This window comes from Rhizobium sp. SSA_523, from assembly GCF_030435705.1.
In the GTDB taxonomy this organism is placed as follows: Bacteria; Pseudomonadota; Alphaproteobacteria; order Rhizobiales; family Rhizobiaceae; genus Neorhizobium.
In genome coordinates, this window is sequence record NZ_CP129382.1 from 1,855,479 (window position 1) to 1,876,136 (window position 20,658).

Consider the following 20,658-nt stretch of genomic DNA (forward strand, 5'->3'; position numbering starts at 1 on the left):
CTGTTGAGGCCAGCGCTCGCAAAAAGAGAGCAAGCCGCGCGGAATTTGGCGCTTTTCGGTCCCGCGATCATCTCCTAACCAAGAAGGATCAAGGCAGAAGGAGATGGCGCCATGGCCAAGCCGTTTTACTGGAACGAACTCAACACGCTGGATTTTGCCGGCCTGTCGCCGGATCGGACCATCGCCATCCTGCCGCTCGCCTCCACCGAGCAGCACGGGCCGCATCTGCCGATCGCCACCGATGTGGCGATTGCCGGCGGCATGCTGGCCGAACTGCAGCGGCAGCGGCCGGATGACCTCGATATCCTGGTGCTTCCGACGCAGGAGATCGGCAAGGCGAACGAGCATATCCATGGCCCGGGCACGCTCTCCTATCCGGCGGAATTGCTGATCCCGCTCTGGACGGCGATCGGCGGCAAGGTGGCGGAGGCGGGCGTCAAAAAGCTCGTCATGGTCAATTCGCATGGCGGCAATCTCGACATCATGAACATCGTGGCGCGCGAGATGCGGGTGCGCTTCTCCATGGCGGTGGTGTCCACGCAATGGGGCCGCTTCGGCCATCCTGACGGGCTGGTGAGCGCGCATGAACAGGCCTTCGGCATTCACGGCGGCGAGGTGGAGACCAGCCTGATGCTGCATTTCCGGCCCGATCTGGTGCGGATGGACAAGGCGCAGAACTTCGTCTCCCGCGCCGAGGCGATGAAGCAGGCCTCGCGCTTCCTGCAGCCTTTGCCGCCGCATGCGCTGGCCTGGATCGCGCATGACCTCAACCCGCATGGCGTGGTCGGCAATGCAGCAGCCGGCACGGCGGAAAAGGGCGAGGCGATCTGCCGCCACCAGGTTGCAGGCTTCATCGAATTGCTGCGCGACCTTGAATCCTACCCCCTGAGCGCGCTCTTTTCCCGCTGATTGCTCCGCCGGGTTCCGGCCGGGTGACGGCTGGTCTATGGCTGGCTTCCGGCTGAACGGCGGGACGACCAGAAACCCTGGCCTCCGCGGCCACAAGGGCGGCACCGGGATTCTCGCCCGCCGCCTGCTGCCCATCCCCACTGCCTATGCCCTACTCCCTACTCCCCACTGCCTATTGCCTACTGCCCAGTGCCTATCCCACTGCCTACTGCCGGCTGATCACGTTCCCTGCGGCGGGATATAGCCCTTGGCTTCGAGCTCCGCGACGAGCGCGGTCAGCTCGCCCAGCAGGAATTCGACGAAGAGGCTGGCGGCGGTGTCCAGCGTGGCGCGCGAGCGGGCGAAAATCTTCAGCGACTGGTGACGCCGGTGCGGCTCTGCGAGCGGGCGGAAGATGAGGTCGCCCCGCCGGCAATCGCCGATCACATCCATCGGATTGAGGAAAGTCAGGCCCGTCCCGCGCCGCACCAGATGCCGCAGCGTTTCGGGCGCGGCGGTTTCCACCACCGGCTCCACGGGCGCCGGCAGTGGCGCGAGGATGAGGTTGATCATATTGCGCAGGCTCATGCCGCTCTGGGCCAGAACCAGCGGCTCCTGGACCACCTTGTGCAGGTCGATCGGGCCTGTTTCGGCCGCCAGCCGGTGGCCGGGCGGCAGTACCACGCCGATCGGTATGTCGAAGCTCGCCAGCGTCCTGAGACCGGCGACGAGCGGAATATTGAAGCCGATCCCGAGATCCACTTCGCCGGACAGGACCGGATTGGCCGTGGTCGTGGCCCCGTCTATGGCCAGTTGCACGCGCATGCGCGGATGCTGCTCGACAAAGCGCGCGACGATCTCCGGCAGCGGTCCCGCGGCGAGCCCGACGGTGGAGACGAGCGAGACGCGTCCGCCTTGCGGCATTTTCAGGCCGCGCACCCGGGTCTCCAGCCTGTCATAGGACTTCAATACCTCACGGATATGCTCGATGCACAATTCGCCCGCAGCCGTGAGGCGCAGCCCGCGCGGCAGGCGCTCGAAGATCGGAACCCCCAATTCCTCCTCCAGTGCCAGGATCTGCCGGTTGATCGCGGAGGAGGCGACGTTCAGCCGCTGGGCGGCCTTGCGGATGGACCCCGCCCGGGCAATTTCGTCGATGTAGTGCAGTTTTCGCGAGTGGAGCATCCGGCACCTGTTGCATTTTTTTAAGGCACATAGGGGATTTTGTGCAATCTGTCATCAAGCGATGCCATAAAGGCATCGTTCCGAGCGAATTTTGGCGCTTTTCAAAGTGCCGAAGCAATGGCTCAAATGGCACTCGGACTGGCGCTGTCGCCGCAACAATGAGGGAATGGTCGCATGGACAAGCGGGTGGGCATCAAGCGGGTGGGTACCAAGGCAGTTCTGGGCGCGATGGCGCTTTTCATCGGTTCTGCGGGTGCCTCCTCGGCGCTGGCGCTGGACGAAGTATCCTACGGCACGAACTGGCTGGCCCAGGCCGAACATGGCGGCTTCTACCAGGCCGTGGCCGACGGAACATATGAAAAGCATGGCCTGAAGGTGACGATCATGCAAGGCGGCCCGAATGCCGCCAACCGCGCCCTTCTGATTGCCGGCAAGGTGGATTTCTACATGGGCGGCCCGCTGGGCGACATGGATGCCGTCAAGCAGGGCATACCGCTGATCTCCGTAGCATCCATCTTCCAGAAGGATCCGCAGGTGCTGCTCGCCCATCCGGATGCCGGGGTGGAGACGTTTGCCGACCTCGCCAAGCTCGAGACGATCTTCATGGGCAAGGAAGGCTATACGACCTATTTCGAGTGGATGAAGAAGAATTTCCAGGGATTCAAGGAAGAACAGTTCAAGCCCTATACCTTCAACCCTGCCCCCTTCATCGCCGACAAGAGCTCCGCCCAGCAGGGTTATCTGACCTCCGAGCCCTACGAGATCGAAAAGCAGGCCGGCTGGGCTCCGAAGGTCTTCCTGCTGGCCGATGCCGGCTATAACCCCTATTCGACCATGATCACCACGACCCAGACCATGGTGGAAAGCAAGCCGGACGTCGTGCAGCGCTTCGTCGACGCCTCGATCGAGGGCTGGTACAACTATCTCTACGGCGACAATGCGAAGGCCAATGAACTGATCAAGAAGGACAATCCGGAAATGACGGATGGCCAGATCGCCTATTCCATCGCCAAGATGAAGGAATATGGCATCGTCGAATCCGGCGATGCGCTGGAAAAGGGCATCGGCTGCATTACCGATGAGCGCTACAAGACCTTCTTCGAGGCCATGGTCTCCATCAATGTCCAGCCCAAGGAGCTCGACTACAAGAAGGCCTATTCGACGCAATTCGTCTGCAAGGGCGTCGGCATGGCGCTGAAGAAGTAAGCCAGCCGGGAACCGTCACCCCCCTCTGTCCTGCCGGACATCTCCCCCACAAGGGGGGAGATCAGCAAGAGGCAAGCTCTCTGCCTCCAGGCGACTGTCGGCATTCAGAGCGGAGTGGGGTTTGCAAAGACACGATTCTTTCCCATTCGGCGCAAGAAAGGGACGAGGACGGCGACCGCAGAGCGATCTCCCCCCTTGAGGGGGAGATGTCCGGCAGGACAGAGGGGGGTGAAATTTCCCATGTGTTTTCCGGAGACTATCGAAGGCAGACCCCTTGACCGCGTGACGGAATGACAGATTTGCAATCGCAAGAGCCACCACCCAGCACATCGCACAAACGCCCGCTCGTTGCCATGCGCGGCGTCTCAAAGAGCTTCTCCAGCGGCACGCTGGCTCTGTCGGATATGTCCCTGACCGTCGAAAGCGGCGAATTCGTCAGCCTGCTCGGCCCTTCCGGCTGCGGCAAGTCAACGGCGCTGCGCATTATTGCCGGTCTCGGCGATGTCACGACGGGCTCGATCGACTGGCCCGCATCGCGCATCAACGCCAAGGGACTGCCGGAGGGCGATATTTCCTTCGTCTTCCAGGAGCCGACGCTCATGCCCTGGCAGACCGTGTTCGGCAATGTCTACCTGCCGCTTCGGCTGAAGGGCGTTACGAAGGCACTGGCGAAGGACAGGATCATGGCCTGCCTGGAGACGGTCGGCCTGAAGGATTTCGCCAAGGCCTATCCGCGGGAACTGTCGGGCGGCATGAAGATGCGCGTCTCGATTGCCCGCGCGCTCGTCACGCAGCCGAAGCTTCTGTTGATGGACGAGCCCTTCGCCGCGCTGGACGAGATCACGCGGCAGAAACTCAATGACGACGTGCTGCGCCTCTGGCGCGAGACGGGGATCACCGTGATCTTCGTGACCCATTCGGTCTTCGAGAGCGCCTATCTCTCCAACCGCATCGTTGTGATGAAGGCCCGGCCGGGCCGCGTCCATGCCGATTTCCCGCTTGTCACGAGCCTTGAGCGCGGCACGCTGTACCGGGCCTCGGAAGATTATCGCGCCGCCTGCGAGAAGGTCTCGGCCTCCCTGCTCGATGCCATGGGCGGCGAAGCGCAGGAGATGCACTGATGGCAGACCACGGCCTCCCCACCCCTGCCGTCCTGGCCAAGAGGCGCGAAACGCTGCTGCGCATCGCGATCCCCCTGCTCGTCGTCGCCTCGCTGGTCATCCTGTGGCAGATCCTGGTCAGCGCCTCCGGCGTTCCCCAATATATCCTGCCCGGCCCCGGCGCGGTCGCAAAAGCGCTGGTGAGCGATTGGGGCACGCTTGCCCCGGCTCTGTGGGTGACGACGAAGATCACCATGTCGGCGCTGGCGCTGGCCCTTATCGGCGGGGCCGGCATGGCGATTTTCCTCGTCCAGTCCCGCTGGATCGAGACGGCCTTCTATCCGATCGCCGTCATCCTGCAGGTCACCCCGATCGTCGCCATCGCGCCGCTGATCCTGATCTATGCCCCCAGCACGCAGGTCGCGCTCTTGATCTGCGCCTTTCTGGTCGCTTTCTTTCCCATCCTGTCGAACATGGTCCAGGGCCTGAAGAGCGTCGACCACAATCTCCTGAACCTCTTCGACCTCTATGGCGCCTCGCGGCTGCAGACGCTGATCTACCTGAAACTGCCGGCCTCGCTCCCCTATTTCATGACGGGCCTGAAGATCGGCGGCGGCCTGTCGCTGATCGCCGCCGTCGTGGCGGAGTTCGCCGCCGGCTCTGCTGGCGCCGGCTCGGGATTGGCCTTCCGGCTGCTGGAGGCGCAATACCGGCTGAACATACCCCGCCTGTTTGCGGCGCTGATCCTGCTCTCGGTGCTGGGCGTGGTGATCTTCGCCATCACCTCCTTCCTGTCCTGGCTCAGCCTGCATCGCTGGCATGAAAGCAGCCTTCGGAGAGAAAACTGATGCCCTTTGTCGATCTGCCCAAGGCACCGCATGTCGTGCTGGCCAATGCCACTTTGCCGGCGGTTGCGGTGGAGGGCTTTTCCGCCGCACCAGAAGAAGGCCTCGTCTTTGCGGACCTGGTGATTGCCAATGGCCGGATCGACGCCATCCTGCCCGCCGGAACCGCTCCCGTGGCCCTTCCCCGGGCCGATCTTCGCCAGGGCATGGTCTGGCCCTGCTTCGTCGACATGCACACGCATCTCGACAAAGGCCATATCTGGGAGAGGCGCCGCAATCCGGATGGCAGTTTCATGGGCGCGCTCGACAATGTCCGGGAAGACCGCACCGCCCGCTGGTCGGCCGAGGATGTGCGGGCGCGGATGGAGTTCTCGCTGAAGACCGCCTATGCGCATGGCACCCGGCTGATCCGCACGCATCTGGACAGCATTCCGCCGCAGCACGGCATTTCCTTCGAAGTGTTTTCCGAGATGCGCGAGGCGTGGCAGGACAGGATTGCCCTGCAGGCGGTGGCGCTGCTGCCGCTCGAATCGGTGCTGGATCCGGCCGCATTCGGTGATATCGTCGCGGTGACAAAGCGCCATGGCGGCCTGCTTGGCGGCGCGACCCGCATCCTGCCAGACTTCGAGGCGATCCTTGAAACGCTGTTTCGTGCAGCCGAGGACAATGGCCTTAACATTGACCTCCATGTGGACGAGACCGAGGACCGCCAGGTCCTGACGCTCAAGACCATTGCCGAGATGAAGCTGAAGACCGGCTTTGCAGGTTCCGTCACCGTCGGTCACTGCTGCTCGCTCGCCCGACAGGAGGACGATCTGGCGAAGCGGACGATCGATCTGGTGGCCGAGGCCGGGCTCTCGGTCGTGTCGCTGCCGATGTGCAACATGTATCTGCAGGATCGCCATGCCGGCCGCACGCCGCGGTGGCGGGGCGTGACGCTGTTCCACGAGCTTGCCGCGGCAGGCGTCCGGACCGCCGTCGCCTCCGACAATACGCGCGACCCATTCTATGCCTATGGCGATCTGGACGGTGTCGAAGTGTTCCGCGAAGCGGTGCGCATCCTGCATCTCGACCATCCTCTGGACACGGCGGCCCGCGTGGTGACGACCACGCCGGCCGATATCCTCGGAAGGCCGGATATCGGGCGCATCAAGGCGGGTGGACCCGCCGATCTCGTGCTGTTCAGCGCACGCCGCTGGAGCGAATTCCTCTCCCGTCCGCAGGCGGACCGCATCGTGATGCGGAATGGCATGGGCATCGACCGCCGCCTGCCGGATTATCGCGACCTTGACCCCTTGATGACGAAGTGAGACCGATGGCTGACTATGTGAAGATCAAGCAGGAGCTGGACGGCATTGCGGTGGAGGACAATCCGGCGCTGGTGCGTCAGAAAAGCCGCGATTTCTACTGGTATTCGCCTATCCTGAAGGCGGAGCTCGACCATGTGACGGCCGATCTCGTGGTATCGCCGAAAACGGAAGAAGAGGTCATCCGGACGCTGAAAGTGGCATATGCGCATGGCGTTCCGGTCACGCCGCGCGGCGCCGGCACGGGCAATTACGGCCAGGCCATGCCGCTGTCCGGCGGCATCGTGCTGAACCTCATCAACATGAACAAGGTCAAGGAGATCCATCCCGGCCGCGTGGTCTGCGAACCGGGCATCGTGATCGCCGAGCTCGACCGGCAGACCAAGGCCCATTCCGGCCAGGAACTGCGCTTCCATCCCTCGACGGCGCAGAGCGCGACGATCGGCGGCTTCATTGCCGGCGGCTCCGGCGGCGTCGGCTCCATCCACTGGGGGGGCCTGCGCGATCTCGGCAATATCCTGCGACTGCGCGTGGTGACCATGGAGGCCGAGCCGCGGGTGCTGGATCTGACCGCCTGGGATCTGCAGAAGGTCAGCCATGCCTATGGCACAAACGGCATTATCACCGAGGTGGAGATGCCGCTGGCGCCGGCCTATGACTGGGTGGATGTGCTGGTGGGCTATGATGATTTCATGGATGCCGTGCGCTTCGCCGATATGCTGGCGCACAAGAACGGCCTGCTCCTGAAGGAAGTGGCGCCGATCGCCGCGCCCATTCCGCATGATTTCTTCCCGCGGCACAAGCCGTTCATCCGCCATCGCGGCCAATCGGTGGTGGTGGTGATGGTCGCGCCGCATTCCATCGATGCCTTCCTGGCGCTGACGGCGCGCATGCGCGGCGAAATCCTCTTCCGCTCCGACACGGTCGAGAGCATGAAGGGGATACCGCATGCCTATGAGCTGGCCTGGAACCACACCACGCTCCGGGCGCTCAAGGTCGATCCCGGCTTCACCTATCTTCAGGTGCAGTATCCGAGCCCGGACCATGTGGAGAAAGTGGCGAAAATGGTGGAGATCTTCGGCGACGAAGTGCCCGGCCATCTCGAATTCATCAAGTTCGACGGCCGCATGCAGTGTTCCGGCCTGCCGCTGGTGCGCTACACGACGAAGGAGCGGCTGGAGGAGATCATCCGCATCCACGAGGACAATGGCTGCCCGGTCTTCAATCCGCATCGCTACACGCTTGAAGAAGGCGGCATGAAGCAGACCGACGAGGTGCAACTTGCCTTCAAGAAGGAAACCGATCCCAAGGGATTGCTGAACCCCGGCAAGATGATCGCCTGGGACAATCCCGATTTCGATTTCAAGGCGGGCAAGAACTATCTCTTTCCCGGCCTGCAGGCCTTTGCCGAAGCGGGGGAATGACCATGGTCGCTTTCGTCATGGTCGGGCTTGGCCCGACCATCTGCCAACGTCGAAACACAGGCGACGACAGTAGATCCTCGGGACAAGCCCGAGGATGACGATCTCGACAGTTCGCCGTCTCACCGACGACACTCCGAGGAACAAATATCGCAACCGCCACCACAGCCATTCCGAAGGTACTCCCGGCCGGGATCTCCGGCCCATGCAGAAAACGACATGGCAGCGTCAACGCTTCGGCCGGGCGGCGAAGGGTGACGCTGCTGGGACAAACGGCGCGGATATTTTCAACCGGTCCCGAAGGCCGATGCCCGGGGCAAGAGATCTGGAGATGTTGCAATGCGCGTCCTCGTCCTGCATTCCCACCCTGTCGAGGAGAGCTATGGCAAGGCCCTGTTTCGCCAGACCTGCGAGAGCCTGGCGCAGGCCGGCCATGAGGTCGATCCCTGCGATCTCTATGCGGAAGGCTTCGACCCCGTTCTGTCGGCCGAGGGCCGGCGGATCTATCATGATCATCCGCAGAACCTGACGGGGCTCGAAGACCATGTCCGGCGCCTGCAGGCGGCGGAGGGCCTCGTCATCTGCACGCCGGTCTGGAATTTCGGCTTCCCCGCCATGCTGAAAGGCTATTTCGACCGCGTCTGGCTGCCGGGCGTCTCCTTTGCGCTCGAAGACGGCCGGCTGACGCCGACCTTGCGGCACATCCGCAAGCTCGCGGCGGTGATGACCTATGGCGCCACGCCGATGCGCGCCTTTCTTGTCGGCAATCCGCCGAAGAAGATCATCACCCGGGTAATCCGGGCGCAGATCAAGATCGGCGCGCCGGTGAGCTTCCTGGCTCATTACGACATGAACAATTGCACGCAAGAAAGCCGCAGCGCCTTCCTGGCCAAGGTGAAGGCGAAGATGGAGGCCTTCTGAGCCTTCAGAAGGACCGGCCGCCGCCCGGCGCGACTGCCAGTCTCAATGCGGACCGGACTGCGGATCCGCATGTCTCTTGCGGATGCGCCGCACGACCCACCACACGCCAAGCAGAACCAGCGGCACGCTGGCGCCGGAGAGCACATGCGGCTCCACCGGCAGGCCGGCGGAATGCGCGAATTCCGCCAGATGGCCGACAAGCCCGATGACGTAATAGGAAATTGCCGCGACCGACAGTCCCTCCACCGTCTGCTGCAGGCGCAGCTGCATCTGCGCCCTCTGGTTCATGGAGTTCAACAGTTCCGTGTTGAACTTCTGCAGATCCACATCGATCCAGCTGCGCAGCAGCGCCGTCGCCCGCGCCAGCTTGCGCGACAGGTTGATCTGCCGCTCCTCCACCGACTGGCAGGTTCGCATGGCCGGCGCCAGCCGCTTCTGCAGGAAGCCGCCCAGGGTCTCGCTGCCCGCAACGGCGCGCTCGCCCAGCATGGCAATCCGCTCCTGCACGATGCTGCCATAGGCCCGGCTTGCCCCGAAACGGTAGGAACTGGCGGCGGCATGCGCTTCCAGTTCGGCCGCCAGTCCGGTGATCTCGGTCAGGAGCGCATCGGCCTCCTGCCGCGCCTGCCCTTTCATGCGCTCGGTCACCGCGCCAAGTTCGGTCTCGATCTTGCGGATCTCGGGCGAGAGAGCCTGCGCCAGCGGCAGGCCGAGCATCGCAAGCGTCCGGTAGGTCTCGATATCGAGGATGCGCTGGACGAGCGCGCCGCGGGCGCTGTCGGTCATGCCGAGATCGAAGATCAGGAATTTGGTCAGTCCATTTCCGTCCTGGCGGAAATCCGTCATGACGGTGGCCTTGCCGTCCGCCACCATGCTCTGGCACAGGCTGGTCAGGTCGAAATGCTGGATGACGTCGGCAAGATCCTTGTTGAACGGCCTGATTTCGACCCTGACACCGGAGATGAAGGGCCCGGGCGGCTCAAAGCTTCCGCCGAAGGGGGTAATCGGAACATCCTCTCCGAAGCCGGCCGGCGCCGGGCCATCCCAGAAATAGGTCGAAAACTCCGTGTGGCGCTCCCAGCGCAACGTGCCGCCGCCCCAGCTCATGGCGTGATGATTGCTATCCGTCTCGGGAGCGGCCACGCCCTGACCGCGCGCCAGGTCCGCGAGGATCTGCCGGTCCCGGCCGGCATCCCCTTCCGTCAGGAAGGCCAGCTGGAAGATCACCCTCGGCAGGGCGATCAGCGTATAGGGGCGGGAATGGATCTCGCCGAGTGCGCGGGAGCGCAAGGGGGCTGGAGGAAAAGAAAAACCATGTCCCGCCATATCCGCTCCTCGGTTTGATCCCCGCCCGGCCGTCGCGCCCGATCCATATTGCCGGCAGCAGAAGACCAAGAAAAGTCACGGCCGGCGGCAGTCGCATGATCATAAACAGGCAGGTCGCCGATCGCATCAACATTTATTTAATGTTTACCGGTCATTAATTCTCTCAGACCGAGAGGATAAGCGATGCGTTATGCGTTTTTCATCGCCCTTCTCTTTCTTGCCGGTTGCGGAACAGCACCGAGCAGGATTGATAACGCCTGTGCCATCTTTGCGCAGCGCGACGGGCTCTTCACCAACTGGGCACGCGAGGCGAAGCGAGCCTCCCGCGAGTACGGCGTTCCCGTACCCGTGCTGATGGCCACGATTTACACCGAATCCAGCTTCCGTGCCTATGCGCGCCCGAAGCGGAGCTATATTCTCGGCTTCATTCCCTGGAAACGGGCGTCTTCGGCCTATGGCTATGCACAGGCGCTCGACGGAACCTGGGCGGCCTATCAGCGCGAGACCGGCCGCTGGGCCGCACGGCGTACCGATTTCGGCGATGCGATCAAGTTTGTCGGCTGGTATCACAACAAGAGCAACCGCCGGAACGGCATTGCGCTGACCGATACCTACCGTCTCTATCTGGCTTACTATGCCGGCCATGCCGGATACGAACGCGGCCGCTTCACCTCGGCCATCAAGGCCGCCGCGCAACGCTCCGCCGGCGTGGCCCAGCGCTATGAGCGGCAATTGCGGGCCTGCGGCTATTGATCACGCGGCCTTCGTTTTTCGGCTTGCCTTGCGCAAGAGCAAGGACAAGCCGGCCATAGTCATATCATCGTTACGTCTCTATCGCAGTTTGCGGTCTTGGCTCGCCGGCCCGAATGACGGGCCGGACCAATGGGCAAACTGGCTTTCTCGCCCAATGGTGTGGCGGGCTGCGATGGGAGAAAGACAATGGACGAAACCGGCCCGGATAGATCTTCGAGCAGAAAGGCGGTAGACCCCGTCGCCCCGGCAGGCGAAACGGCCACGGCGAAAAAACCCGCTGCGCGCCGCCGCCGCTCACCGCAAAAGGCCGGCCTCGCGGCGCCGAAGGCAGATCCTGTCCTGCAGGCTTTGCTGGAGGAGGTGCAGGCGCTGCGCGAGGCGGTGCTGGCAGAGGCCGAACCCTGGCTTGAGGCCCATGCGGCGAGCCCCCTGCTCAAGGCCGAAGATCGCACGCGCCTGCGCAATCTCGGCCATTATCTTTCCCTGCGTCGCCATGATCTGCGTCCGCTGCAGCGCCGTCTGATGGCCGCCGGTTTCTCCTCGCTCGGCCGCGCCGAAAGCCGTGTCCTGCCGACGATCGATGCGGTTCTGGCGAGCCTCGCTGCCGCAAGCGCGGCGCAATCCACCCTGGCGGCTCCCGGCATGATCCGTCCCTCCGAAGCGCAATTCTTCGAGGGCGAGATGCTGCTGGACCAGGGCGCCGCCCGCCTGCTGGGGCCGGCACCGGCCCATCGCCGCTGCCGGATCATGGTGACGCTTCCGGCGCAGGCGGCCGACGATCCGGACCTGCTTCTCGATCTCGTGCGCCGCGGCACCAATATCGTGCGCATCAATTGCGCCCATGACGACCGGGCGGCCTGGATGTCCATGGCCGCGCATGCCCGGGCGGCGGGTCAGGCGCTGGATGTGCCGGTGAGCGTTCTGATGGATATTGCCGGACCGAAGATCCGCACCGGAGCCGTCGTGCCGGAGAAAAAGGGCCGGCTGCAGGTGGGCGATCTGCTCCGCCTGGTGGCCGAGGGCGACGCCTGGCTCGACGAGGGGATCACCGCCTGCGCTTGCGTCTCCGTGCCGGAAATCGTCACCCGCCTCAAGATCGGCGACCGCCTGCGCTATGACGACGGCAAGCTGGAAGGCGTGGTGGAAAGCCTGGCACCGAACCAGGCGGTCATTCGCGTCACGCATTGCAAGACGGGCGGTGCGAAGCTGAAGCCGGAAAAGGGGCTGAACCTGCCGGATACCCTGCTCGGCCTCTCGCCTCTGACGCCGAAGGACGAAGAGGATCTGGCCACCGTGGTCGAATGCGCCGACATGCTGGGCTATTCCTTCGTCAGCCGTGCCGATGACATAGATTTGCTGGAGGATGCGCTGAAGGCGGCGCCGCCGCGCCAGACCCCGCTCGGCCTTGTCGCCAAGATCGAGCAGCCGGAGGCCGTGCGCAATCTGCCGGCGCTGATCGCCGCGGCCCTTCGCTACCATCGTCCCTTCGGCGTGATGATCGCGCGCGGTGACCTGGCGGCCGAAATCGGCTTCGACCGCACTGCCGAAATGCAGGAGGAAATCCTGTGGATCTGCGAGGCGGCCTCGGTGCCGGTGATCTGGGCGACCCAGGTGCTGGAGGATCTGGTGAAGACGGGGCTTCCCTCGCGCGGCGAGATGACGGATGCCGCCATGGCCGCCCGCGCCGAATGCGTGATGCTGAACAAGGGTCCTGCGGTGACGGAGGCGGTCGCGCTGCTCGACCACCTTCTCTCGCGCATGGACGAGCATATGGCCAAAAAGACACCCCTGCTGCGGGCGCTGCAGAGCTGGCAGGATTGACGGCTTCGGCTTCGGGCGAACTTTAGAGCGCTGTTCGATCTGATTAAATCAAATCGGCCCTCTAACACTATATTTTTGAAGCATAATTTTATCCATCCTCGTTTCACTCGGGTCGAATTATGCTCTGTATCTCGGGGCAAGCCCTCTCTCCCTTCGGAAGAGGGAGACCTTCAGTGTGTCGGCAGATCTCTCCTCCCCTCGGGGAAAAGATGCCCGACGCGGGATGAGGGTTCACGGCCGGCGATTGCCCACTGCCTATTGCCTATTGCCTATTGCCTATTGGCAACTGCCTATTGCTAACCGGCCGTGGCTCACATCACCTTTGCCGCCGTTACCTCCACCTCGACAAGAAATTCCGGCCGGGTGAAGCCGCCGACGACGATCAGCGTCGAGACCGGCTTCGGCGAGAGCGTGAAACGGTCGCGCACAGCCATATAAGCGGGGAAATCCTCGCGTTTCGTCAGAAAGCCGGAGATGCGGATGACATCGGCAAAGCTCATCCCCGCTTCGGCGAGGATTGCCTGGATGGCCTCGAAGCAGAGCTCCGCCTGCCCCGTCACATCGGCGGGAATGCTGTCATCGGGATGGATGCCGAGCTGACCGGATGTCACCAGCAACGCGGCGCCTGGCGGCACCAGCAGTCCCTGATTATAGGCTCCGAAGGGCCGGCGCACCGAGGGTGGGTTGAAGACCTGTTTGTCCGGTGGCGCCATGCCGCCCTCTCCTGATTGTGGAGCATTTCCGGTGAAAGCGGGATCACCTGAAATGCGCTACCTACTTGTTTTTACACAGTCCGGACCCAAAACCGCTGACGGATTTTTGCTGGACCTGCTCTGAGACTGCCGCGGAGAAGTATAGCCGCCGCGATGCTGGCGGGAAGCGGAAATGCTGCAGCGGCCGGCGCTGAGACCGGATGACGCATCAATCGTCGAACTCAACCGCATCGGCGGGTCAGATCTCGTTCTCCAGCCTTTCCACTCTTCATTGAACAGTTCTGACGCTCTCTTAGAGCGCTGTCCCGTAGGGCACCAGGAACCCCTTCACCGCCTCGATCTCGTTGCCGCGGATTTCATGGCCGCCGGAATGCCAGTCGAGCGTGACCTGCTCTCCCTGGGCTTCGAAGTAATCGGCAAGCGCCTGGGTCAGCGGAACCGGGCAGATCGGATCCCGCTCGCCGGCGGTGATCAGCACCCGGCCCGTGCCCGGCCGTGCCTTCGGCTGGAACGGGATCAGCGGATGCATCAAGACGGCGGCATCGACCAGGCCCGGCGTTTCGATGGCCACATTGGCGAGGATATTGGCGCCGTTCGAAAAGCCGAGGCCGATGACCGGACCCGCCTGATACTGTTCGCGGCTGGCGGCGATGAATGCGGCCATCTTGGCGGTGGCGCGGGCAAGATCCTCCATGTCGTAGAGGCCCTCGGCGCGACGCCGGAAGAAGCGCGCAGCCCCGTGCTCGGAGACATCGCCGCGCGGCGAAATCACCGTCGCCTCCGGCAGAAGCCGGCTGGCGAAATCGAAGAACTGGTGTTCGTCGCCGCCGGTGCCGTGCAAGGCAAACAGGATGGGGGCGCCCGGTCTGCCCGGGCGCTTGAGGTGGATGTAGGCATCTGTGGTCATGGCGTTCACCTTACCCTTCCAGCTTTTCCAGATGCTCTTCGAGATAGGAGCGCAGATGGGCGTGCTGGGTCGGCAGCTTCAGGGCTTCGCCGAGATGGGCGGTATCCTCGTCGCGGTCGAAGCCCGGTTCATTGGTGGCGATTTCGAACAGCACGCCGCCCGGCGTACGGAAATAGATCGCCCAGAAATAATCGCGGTCGATGACCGGTGTGACCTGATAGCCGGTATCCATCAGCGCCTTGCGCACCGCCAGCTGCTTTTCGCGGTTTTCGACCGCAAAGGCGATGTGGTGAACGGAGCCGGCACCGAGATTGGCTCTGGCAATGTTCGGCAGGGTTTCGATATCGATCGTATCGGCACCGTTTCCGCCGGGAATGGCCAGCCGGGTCACGCCATCCTTCTGGTCCACCGGCTGATAGCCCATGAACTTCAAGAGCTCGAGCGTCGCGCCGTCATCGCGCAGCCGCAGAGAGGCGGAGTGGAAGCCGCGAATGGCATGATCGGCATCGACACCATTGCCCGTCCAGGCCTGGCGCGGATCATCCTTCACCTCGACAAGCGCCAGACCGTCGCCATCGGGACCGAAGAAATTGAGCCGCTTTTCGCCGAAGGTCTCATCGGTCTTCAGCTCCAGAATGCCCTTGCCGGCCAGACGTTCGCCCCAATAGGGGATGGCGCCCTGCGGCACGGCAAACACGGTCGTTCCCACTTCGCCGGTGCCGGGCCGGCCCTGCGACATATGCGGGAAGGGGAAATAGGTCATGACCGAGCCGGGCGTTCCCACTTCATCGCCGTAATACAGGTGGTAAACATCCGGCGCGTCGAAATTCACCGTCTTCTTCACCCGGCGAAGGCCGAGCGTATCGGTGAAGAACTGATTGTTCGTGCGGGCACTGGCGGCCATCGACGTGACGTGATGCAGGCCTTTGATTTCTGTCAACATGACGATCTTCTTTCCTCAAACCTCGTGCGGCGCCGGTAATCGGCTCGCTTGTCTGGGGTGAAGATGGTCACTTTTGGCCCCGATGCATAGATTGAACAATCAGAACGGATTGTTCACAAAACGAATCTTGCAGTCACTCGGCGTTAGCGGGCACGGCTGGCATGGCCGGCACGGGTGGAAGCTGCCAGTCGACCGGGTCCCGGCCATTGGAGATGAGATAGGCATTGGCTTTGGAGAAGGGGCGCGAGCCGAAGAAGCCGTTATGGGCGGAGAGCGGGGACGGATGCGGCGATTTCAGCACGAGATGCCGGCGCTGATCGACAAAGCCCGCCTTCTTCTGCGCATAGGCGCCCCATAGCAGGAAGACCACATGGCTGCATTCCTCGTTGACAGCGCGGATGACGGCGTCGGTGAAGCGCTCCCAGCCTTTGCCCTGGTGCGAGGCGGCCTTTGCCTCCTCCACCGTCAAAACGCTGTTCAACAGGAGCACGCCCTGGCGCGCCCAATGCTCCAGAAAGCCGTGGGCGGCAGGCGCAATGCCAAGATCCGACTGCATCTCCTTGTAGATATTGACAAGCGAGGGCGGAATTCGGACCCCCGGCCTCACGCTGAAGCAGAGCCCATGCGCCTGGCCGAGACCATGATAGGGATCCTGCCCCAGGATCACCACCTTCACCTCGGAGAGCGGCGTCAGGTCCAGCGCGCGGAAATATTCGCTGCCCCGCGGGAAGATGTGCTTTCCCGCCTCCTTCTCGGCACTCAGGAACTGCCGGAGGGCTGCCATATAGGGATCGGAAAATTGCGGCGCCAGCGCCCGTTTCCAGCTCTCTTCCAGCTTCACGCCGCTCTCTGCCATGCCGATCTGTCCTTTTGTCGCAACCGTTACTGCAGGTGGAAATTGGCCTTCGAATGCCAATCCCAGGCGGAGCGGATGATGTCGTGCAGCGTATAGCGCGGCTCCCAGCCCAGCACCGCTCTGGCTCTGTCGTTATTGGCAACGAGCGTGGTGGAATCGCCGTCGCGGCGGCCGACATATTCGACCGGAAAGGGCTTGCCGGACACGTCGGAAATCGCCGCCAGCAGTTCCTTCACCGTGGTGCCCGTGCCGGTGCCGAGATTGAGCTCCACCGTCTCGCCGCCGGCGAGCAGGTAATCGACGGCGCGCACATGCGCATCGGCAAGATCGAGCACATGAATATAGTCGCGAACACAGGTGCCGTCGCGCGTGTCGTAATCATCGCCAAACACCTTGAAGCCCTGGCGGCGGCCAAGCGCCGCCTCGATGGCCAGCGGGATCGCATGGGTTTCCGGCGTATGCCATTCACCAATGCGGCCGGCGAAATCCGCGCCGGCGGCGTTGAAATAGCGCAGCATCACCGACCGCAGGCCCTTATAGGTACCGTAATCCTTCAGCGCCTGCTCGATGATGAACTTGGTGCGGCCATAAGGGTTGATCGGCGCCTGGCGATGCGTCTCGTCCATCGGCACCTGGTCCGGCAGGCCATAGGTGGCGCAGGTGGAGGAGAAAACGAAGGCCTTGACGCCTGCATCCATCGCCGCCGACAGAAGTGTCAGCGCGCCGATGACATTGTTGTCGTAGAAGGCGACCGGATTTTTCACCGACTCACCCACTTCGATCAAAGCGGCGAAATGCAGAACCGCATCCGGCTGATATTTGGCAAAGACCTCGTCCAGTCGCGCCCTGTCGCGGATATCGCCTTCTTCCAGCGGCCCCCATTTGACGAATTCCGCATGGCCATTGGTGAGGTTGTCGAAGACGATGGGCTGATAGCCGCGTTCGGCAAGCAGAAGGCAATTATGCGAGCCGATATAGCCGGCACCGCCGACCACGAGGACCTTTTTCTGAGACATGAGTGGGCTGCGACTCCCTGTGTTGTGCGGCCAGCACTATAGCCGCGCGCCGACCAAAGACCAGCCTGTCCTGAAGCCTTGTCCTGGAAGCCCTTTCATGGAAGCGGCCTTGCGATGAAACTTGATCCGCCGCATAGGGATTTCCCTGCCGAACGGCCTTCCGCTATCATGGATGAGGGCGGAAGATTGGATGGGTTTCCCTATGACGCGTTGGGTATTTCTCGGCCTCGGCTGGTTCTTCGTGGCGGTCGGCGTCGTCGGCGCCTTCCTGCCGCTCCTGCCCACCACGCCCTTCCTGCTGCTGGCGCTTGCCTGTTTCACCCGCTCCTCTCCCCGGCTCGAGGCCTGGCTGATGAACCATCCGCGCTTCGGCAAGCCGTTGCGGGACTGGCGGCGCAACGGCGCCATTTCCCGCAAGGCGAAGCTTGCAGCCGTCGGCCTGATGGCCGCAAGCTATGCCGTGTTCTTCTTCGGCACCTCGCCGCCGCTATGGCGCGCCCTGCTGGTCGCGGCGATCCTGTCCGCCTCGTCGCTGTTCATCGTCACCCGGCCGGATGCCGGCGCCTGAGAGCCTGGCTCCGCTCAGGCAGACGCCCCATGCCGCGATTGCGGCAGCACGAAGGGGATATGGGCGGCCGGCATGCGGCCGACAGCGCCGGCAATGCCGTAGACATTGGCGATGATCTCGTCGCTTAGCGTCTCGACGCAGGGTCCTTCGGCAACGATGCGTCCCTTGTTGAGCACGATCACCTGATCGGCGAATTCCGCAGCCAGATTGAGGTCGTGGAGGATCGCCAGCACCATGCCGCCATCATTGGCGAAGGCGCGTGCCGTTTCCAGGACCGCGATCTGGTGACCGAGATCGAGGCTCGCCGTCGGCTCGTCCAGGAAGAGGCCGCGCGCGATATCCCGGTCGACCGCATGGGGCACTTGCGCAAGGGCGCGGGCGAATTGCACGCGCTGCTGCTCGCCGCCCGACAGCGAGGGATAGCTGCGCCCTTCGAAGCCGGAGAGGCCGACCCGCTTCAGGGCCTGCCGCGCCTGCACTGTCGGATCGAGGGCGCCCTGCGCCACCGCGCCCATGCGCACGATTTCCAGCGCCGTGAAGGGAAAGGCCAGTTCGCTCGCCTGCGGCAGCACTGCGCGGCGCGCCGCCAATTGTTGCGGCTGATAGAGCGAGATCGCCATGCCGTCATAGGTCACGCGGCCGGCGCTGACCTCGATCTCGCCCGACAGGGCCTTCAAGAGGGTTGATTTTCCCGCGCCGTTCGGCCCGATGATCACCGTCATCGCGCCCGGCCGCAGGTCAAGCGAGACATCGTCCAGCAGCCGGCGGCCAGCGCGTTCGACAGAAATGGAATGGGCACGGATCATATTCATTCTCCCATGCGGCGCGCGCCATTGCGGCCGAGAAGCAGCATCAGGAAGACCGGCGCGCCGAACAGGGCGGTGATGATGCCGATCGGCAATTCGGCAGGAGCCACGATGGTGCGGGCGACGCTGTCGGCAATCAGCAGCAGCGCGCCGCCGCCGATCGCGGAGGCCGGCAGGAGGAAGCGATGCGAGGGGCCGATGACCAGCCGCAGCAGATGCGGGACGACAATGCCGACAAAACCGATGGAGCCGGCAACGGCAACCGTCGCGCCGCAGGCGGCCGCCACGGCAAGGATCACCAGCCGCTTCAGCCGCTGCACCGGAATGCCGAGATGGAAGGCGGCGGCATCGCCGAGGATCAGCGCATCGAGACCGCGTGCCACGAAGGGAATGATGGCCACGACCAGCACAACGAAGGGCATGACCGAGATTACCCGGGCGAACGTGGCGCCGCCCAGCGAGCCGAGGCTCCAGAAGGTGATGTCGCGCAATTGCCGGTCGTCGGCGGTGAAGATGAACAGGCCCATCAGCGCCGCGCTCAGCGCACCGACGGCAATGCCGGAGAGGATGAGCGTCGTGGTATGGGTCTGACCGCCGCGCGTGGCGATGCGGTAGAGCAGCCAGGTATTGAAGAGGCCGCCGCAAAAGGCCATCAGCGGCAGGAAATGGCTGCCGAGCACAGCGGCGACCGGCGCCAGCACGCCCGTGCCGAGCACGATGCCGGCCACGGCAAACAGCGCGGCGCCCGAAGTGACGCCGACGACGCCGGGATCGGCCAGCGGATTGCGGAACAGGCCCTGCATCATGGCGCCGGATATGGCAAGGCCGGCACCGACCAGCAGGCCGAGCGCGGTGCGCGGCAGGCGCACGGCCTCCAGCACCACGCGTTCCTGCAGCGCCAGTTCGTGCCCGCGTCCGGTCATGTAGAGCCAGAGATGCGAAAGATCGACGCCCGTCGGTCCGCTGCCGAGCGAGATCAGGCAGGCCACCGCCAGGAGCAGCAGGAGCGCGAGAATGCAAAGGACACCCTGGCGCGAGCGATCGCCATCCTCATTGCCTGTGCGAAGCCACACCAGAGCGGCCCGCACGGTTCAGAAGCTTTCGGGATAAAGCTGTGCGGCCAGCGCCTGCGCGGCCGCGGGCGTGCGCGGGCCAAAGCCGAGAAGCAATAGGCCATCCATGCGGATGAGCGATTTTGAGGCCGCGGCCGGCGTCGACTGGAAGGCGGGCAGCGCAAAGATGTCCTCGGTCTTCACGCCGTGATTTCCGGACTGCATGACAAGCACCACATCCGGCCGCGCACCGATCACCGCCTCGTCGGTCAGCGGCTTGTAGCCGGTAATGCCTTCCGCCGCATTGACTCCGCCGGCGAGCCGGATGATCTCGGCGGCTTCGGTCTCCCGGCCTCCGGCCATGACCCGGCCATTGGTGAGCGACAGAACGAAGAGAACCCGCTTGCGCGGCTCCGGCAGTTTCGCCACCTCGCCGGCCAGCGCCGCCAGCTCTTCATCCGCTTTGGCGGCAAGCTGTTCGGCCTTGTCCGACAGGCCGACGGCCGTTCCGACATCGCGGATCTTGCGTGCAATGGCCGAGCCTTCCGGCGGCGTCGCGATCACCACCATGGGAATTTCGCTCGCCTTCAGAATGGCCAGCGCATCGGGCGGGCCGGCGCCGTCTTCCGACAGGATCAGATCCGGCCTCTGGCCGAGAATCCCCTCCGGAGACAAAGCCCGCATATAGCCGATATCCGGCTTCTTCATCGCTTCAGCCGGATAGGTGCTGGTGGAATCACGCGCCACGATGCGCTCGCCCGCCCCCAGGGCATGGAGGATTTCGGTAACGGTGCCGCCAACGGAGACGATGCGCGTCGCGGCCGGATTGGCGGCGTCCGAGGCATGGGCGAGCAGCAGGCGGGGGGCAGCGGCAAGCCCGCTCCAGAGAAAGGCTGAAACAAGAGCGGTTTTGACAAGCGCATGCATGGTCATATGATCCAGAAGCCGCGCCCGGGGACGCCAAGAAAAGCTATGCCCGGGCGACGTCGATTAAACATGAATTTTATCGACAGGTTTAAGGCTT

The 20,658-nt window shown here is 63.7% G+C and carries 20 protein-coding genes; 10 read left to right on the forward strand and 10 right to left on the reverse strand.

The features are described 5' to 3' along the window. The first annotated feature begins 111 nt into the window (after positions 1-111). Complete coding sequence (locus QTJ18_RS17255) at positions 112-909, forward strand: creatininase family protein (protein ID WP_252752787.1); 798 nt, start codon at positions 112-114, stop codon at positions 907-909. A 219-nt stretch (positions 910-1,128) separates the two neighbouring features. On the opposite strand, the gene QTJ18_RS17260 is transcribed toward QTJ18_RS17255, so the two are convergent. Beyond that, complete coding sequence (locus QTJ18_RS17260; RefSeq protein ID WP_252752786.1) at positions 1,129-2,073, reverse strand: LysR family transcriptional regulator; 945 nt, start codon at positions 2,071-2,073, stop codon at positions 1,129-1,131. Between the two features lie 228 nt (positions 2,074-2,301). On the opposite strand from QTJ18_RS17260, the gene QTJ18_RS17265 reads away from it, so the two are divergent. From QTJ18_RS17265 to QTJ18_RS17290, 6 genes are all read left to right on the forward strand, one after another. After that, positions 2,302-3,279 (forward strand): ABC transporter substrate-binding protein, encoded by a 978-nt coding sequence (locus QTJ18_RS17265; RefSeq protein WP_252752912.1) that lies wholly within the window; start codon positions 2,302-2,304, stop codon positions 3,277-3,279. Between the two features lie 290 nt (positions 3,280-3,569). Then, the gene (locus QTJ18_RS17270; RefSeq protein ID WP_252752785.1) at positions 3,570-4,400 is read left to right on the forward strand and encodes an ABC transporter ATP-binding protein; all 831 of its coding nucleotides are present in this window, start codon (positions 3,570-3,572) and stop codon (positions 4,398-4,400) included. After that, on the forward strand, positions 4,400-5,227 hold the full coding sequence (locus QTJ18_RS17275; protein WP_252752784.1) for an ABC transporter permease: 828 nt from the start codon (positions 4,400-4,402) through the stop codon (positions 5,225-5,227). Before QTJ18_RS17270 ends, QTJ18_RS17275 begins: the two co-directional genes overlap by 1 nt. After that, complete coding sequence (locus QTJ18_RS17280) at positions 5,227-6,534, forward strand: cytosine deaminase (RefSeq protein WP_252752783.1); 1,308 nt, start codon at positions 5,227-5,229, stop codon at positions 6,532-6,534. Before QTJ18_RS17275 ends, QTJ18_RS17280 begins: the two co-directional genes overlap by 1 nt. A gap of 5 nt (positions 6,535-6,539) precedes the next feature. Beyond that, the gene (locus tag QTJ18_RS17285; protein WP_252752782.1) at positions 6,540-7,955 is read left to right on the forward strand and encodes an FAD-binding oxidoreductase; all 1,416 of its coding nucleotides are present in this window, start codon (positions 6,540-6,542) and stop codon (positions 7,953-7,955) included. 336 nt (positions 7,956-8,291) lie between these two features. Further along, positions 8,292-8,873, forward strand: a complete 582-nt coding sequence (locus QTJ18_RS17290) for an NAD(P)H-dependent oxidoreductase (protein ID WP_252752781.1) — start codon at positions 8,292-8,294, stop codon at positions 8,871-8,873. Positions 8,874-8,915: 42 nt separating this feature from the next. On the opposite strand, the gene QTJ18_RS17295 is transcribed toward QTJ18_RS17290, so the two are convergent. Beyond that, positions 8,916-10,199 carry a DUF3422 domain-containing protein gene (locus tag QTJ18_RS17295; RefSeq protein ID WP_252752780.1) on the reverse strand — a complete coding sequence of 428 codons (1,284 nt, stop codon included), beginning with the start codon at positions 10,197-10,199 and terminating at the stop codon, positions 8,916-8,918. Positions 10,200-10,382: 183 nt separating this feature from the next. Here QTJ18_RS17295 and QTJ18_RS17300 point away from each other — a divergent pair, with 183 nt between their 5' ends. Both QTJ18_RS17300 and QTJ18_RS17305 read left to right on the forward strand, forming a co-directional pair. Then, complete coding sequence (locus QTJ18_RS17300; RefSeq protein WP_252752779.1) at positions 10,383-10,952, forward strand: transglycosylase SLT domain-containing protein; 570 nt, start codon at positions 10,383-10,385, stop codon at positions 10,950-10,952. Between the two features lie 186 nt (positions 10,953-11,138). Continuing rightward, complete coding sequence (locus QTJ18_RS17305; RefSeq protein WP_252752778.1) at positions 11,139-12,773, forward strand: pyruvate kinase; 1,635 nt, start codon at positions 11,139-11,141, stop codon at positions 12,771-12,773. 311 nt (positions 12,774-13,084) lie between these two features. Here the strand turns inward: QTJ18_RS17305 and QTJ18_RS17310 are convergent, their stop codons facing one another. The 5 genes from QTJ18_RS17310 to galE all read right to left on the reverse strand — a co-directional run bounded on the left by QTJ18_RS17310 (position 13,085) and on the right by galE (position 17,208). Next, positions 13,085-13,486, reverse strand: a complete 402-nt coding sequence (locus tag QTJ18_RS17310; RefSeq protein ID WP_252752777.1) for a RidA family protein — start codon at positions 13,484-13,486, stop codon at positions 13,085-13,087. A 292-nt stretch (positions 13,487-13,778) separates the two neighbouring features. After that, positions 13,779-14,393: an alpha/beta hydrolase gene (locus QTJ18_RS17315; RefSeq protein WP_252752776.1), complete on the reverse strand. Its 615-nt coding sequence runs from the start codon at positions 14,391-14,393 to the stop codon at positions 13,779-13,781. Positions 14,394-14,403: 10 nt separating this feature from the next. Then, positions 14,404-15,336: a VOC family protein gene (locus QTJ18_RS17320; RefSeq protein ID WP_252752775.1), complete on the reverse strand. Its 933-nt coding sequence runs from the start codon at positions 15,334-15,336 to the stop codon at positions 14,404-14,406. Positions 15,337-15,469: 133 nt separating this feature from the next. Beyond that, positions 15,470-16,192: a uracil-DNA glycosylase gene (gene ung, locus QTJ18_RS17325; RefSeq protein WP_252752774.1), complete on the reverse strand. Its 723-nt coding sequence runs from the start codon at positions 16,190-16,192 to the stop codon at positions 15,470-15,472. Between the two features lie 26 nt (positions 16,193-16,218). Beyond that, entirely contained in the window at positions 16,219-17,208 is a 990-nt protein-coding gene (gene galE, locus QTJ18_RS17330) for a UDP-glucose 4-epimerase GalE (RefSeq protein WP_252752773.1), read from the reverse strand. Between the two features lie 202 nt (positions 17,209-17,410). On the opposite strand from galE, the gene QTJ18_RS17335 reads away from it, so the two are divergent. Next, positions 17,411-17,776, forward strand: a complete 366-nt coding sequence (locus tag QTJ18_RS17335) for a YbaN family protein (RefSeq protein ID WP_252752772.1) — start codon at positions 17,411-17,413, stop codon at positions 17,774-17,776. A gap of 14 nt (positions 17,777-17,790) precedes the next feature. Here QTJ18_RS17335 and QTJ18_RS17340 read toward each other — a convergent pair whose 3' ends face one another. The 3 genes from QTJ18_RS17340 to QTJ18_RS17350 are packed head-to-tail and all read right to left on the reverse strand — an operon-like array spanning position 17,791 to position 20,561. Continuing rightward, entirely contained in the window at positions 17,791-18,582 is a 792-nt protein-coding gene (locus QTJ18_RS17340; protein WP_252752771.1) for a heme ABC transporter ATP-binding protein, read from the reverse strand. 2 nt (positions 18,583-18,584) lie between these two features. Then, positions 18,585-19,655, reverse strand: a complete 1,071-nt coding sequence (locus tag QTJ18_RS17345) for a FecCD family ABC transporter permease (RefSeq protein WP_252752770.1) — start codon at positions 19,653-19,655, stop codon at positions 18,585-18,587. Positions 19,656-19,673: 18 nt separating this feature from the next. Then, the gene (locus tag QTJ18_RS17350; RefSeq protein ID WP_252752769.1) at positions 19,674-20,561 is read right to left on the reverse strand and encodes a heme/hemin ABC transporter substrate-binding protein; all 888 of its coding nucleotides are present in this window, start codon (positions 20,559-20,561) and stop codon (positions 19,674-19,676) included. Positions 20,562-20,658 lie beyond the last annotated feature (97 nt).